Annotated in this window: 1 protein-coding gene and 1 pseudogene; both read left to right on the top strand. The window is 64.9% G+C overall.

The window, feature by feature from the left end; translation table 11 throughout:
- A partial coding sequence (locus ABD974_RS05970) for a M4 family metallopeptidase (protein WP_345302389.1) occupies positions 1–1,177 on the top strand: 1,177 nt, incomplete at its 5' end.
- A gap of 564 nt (positions 1,178–1,741) precedes the next feature.
- A pseudogene (locus ABD974_RS05965) lies at positions 1,742–2,205 on the top strand (peptidase M4 family protein); the annotation flags it as partial.

The raw sequence follows: 2,205 nt of genomic DNA, 5'->3' as shown, positions 1-2,205 counted from the left end.
CGGCACCAACTACGGCAAGTTGGACGTGACCCAGTCGGGCACCACGTGCACGATGAACAACACCAACGTGAAGACCGTGAACCTCAACGGTGGCACGTCCGGCAGCACGGCGTTCTCGTACACCTGCCCGCGCAACACCGTGAAGACCATCAACGGCGCGTATTCGCCGCTGAACGATGCGCATTACTTCGGCAGCGTCATCTTCAACATGTACAACGCCTACATCGGCAAGGCGCCGCTGACGTTCCAGCTGGTGATGAAGGTGCACTACAGCTCCAGTTACGAGAACGCGTACTGGGACGGCTCGGCGATGACCTTCGGCGACGGTGCCAGCACGTTCTACCCGCTGGTCAGCCTCGACGTGGCCTCGCACGAGGTCTCGCACGGTTTCACTTCGCAGAACTCGAACCTGACCTATTCGGGCCAGTCGGGCGGCATCAACGAAGCGTATTCCGACATCGCCGGCGAAGCGGCCGAGTACTACATGAAGGGCACCAACGACTTCCTCGTCGGCGCCGACATCTTCAAGGCGACCGGCGCGCTGCGCTACATGGCCAACCCGCCGCAGGACGGTCGTTCGATCGGCAACGCCGCGAACTACACCGCCGGCATGGACGTGCATTACTCGTCGGGCGTGTACAACAAGGCGTTCTACACCCTGGCGACGACGGCCGGCTGGAACACGCAGAAGGCGTTCCAGGTCTTCGCGCGCGCCAATGACCTGTACTGGACCGCGAGCACCGACTTCAACCAGGGCGCCTGCGGCGTGCAGACCGCGGCCACGGATCTGGGCTACACCGTCGCCAACGTCACCGCCGCGTTCAGTGCGGTGGGGGTGGCCTGCGGCGGCGGTGGTGGCGGTACCGGCACGGTGGTCCTCAACGTGGCCCTGCCCGCGGTCGCGAAGAGCGCATACTCCAGCAATTACACCGTGACCATCCCGAGCGGTACGACGAAGCTGGTCGTGACCACCTCGGGCGGCAGCGGCGATGCGGATCTGTACGTGCGCCTCAATGCCGTTCCGACCACGGCGAGCTACACCTGCCGTTCCAACGGCAGCACGAACACCGAAACCTGCACCATCAACAACCCGACCGTGGGTGGCACGTACAACATCCGTGCGTACGCCTATGCGGCGTTCTCGGGTGCGACCCTGAAGGCGACGCGTACGCCGTAACAGGGCGTCCGGCGTACCCGCCCGCGGCGCGGCATCGTTCCGCGGACGAGCGAAACAGGCCCCGGCGCAAGCCGGGGCTTTTTTTCGGTGCGCGGAAGACTGACCGATGACGCCGGTTTTGCGCTCGCGCGCTCGCATGGGCGATTCCGGTCCGGGTCCGGTCGTGGCGCGGAAGCATGCTGCGCCGCACAAGAATACGTATTCATGCGTTCATCATCTGCGTACGAACGTGAATTCGGTCACGTCTTTGGCCGGAGAAATCGCGATTTCCTTGACGGCATGCTCCGTGTGGCACGACAGACGCACGTCTGAGAGGGTCAACAGTTGACGCAAAGCGTCAGTTCCGCTTAGGGTCCATTCAGTCGCCCGTCAGGGGGCTGAGCAGGGCGACGCCGCAGGGGCATGCCTTTCGCCGACCGGCGCCTCCGGGCCCGGCCGGGCCGGGAAGCGCGTGTGCCGGCGGAATGCGGGGGCAACCGCATGCAGGGTTTCACCAGGAAGTGCGGCTACATCAACGTGCAGTACGGCTTTCCAACTCACATCGCATCATCAGGGAGAGAAGTTGTGAATCGATACGGTTATCTGAATGTCCTGGCCAGTGCGACCGCGCTGGCGTTGTTCGCCACCGGTGCCTCCGCGGCGACCCGGTCCGATCTGCATCGCAACGACATGGCCAGCGCGAAGCGGGCCAATGCGTCGATCGCGGCCGATGGCAGCGCCGACATGGTGCACACCCGCCACGCGCGCGCGCTCGGCCTGGACGCCGACTCGCGCCTGTTCCTGCTGGATCGCAAGACCAGCCTCGGCGTGCGCAATCACCGCTATCAGCAGACCTTCCGCGGTCTGCCGATCTTCGGCGAACACGTGATCGTCAACGAGGACGAGAGTGGCAACCTGCGCACCCTGTTCGGCCGCAAGGTCGACGGCCTCGCCTCCGAAATCCCGGCCGGTCGTCCGCGCCTGAATACCAATCGCGCGCTCGCCGTCGGCAAGAGCGCCGGTCTCGGTACGCGTCAGGGCTTCATGCG

The sequence above is a fragment of the Lysobacter hankyongensis genome, assembly GCF_039543145.1.
Taxonomy (GTDB): Bacteria; Pseudomonadota; Gammaproteobacteria; order Xanthomonadales; family Xanthomonadaceae; genus Lysobacter_I; species Lysobacter_I hankyongensis.
The sequence above is the reverse complement of the archived record's forward strand: the minus strand, read 5'-3'. Positions and strand labels throughout refer to the sequence as shown.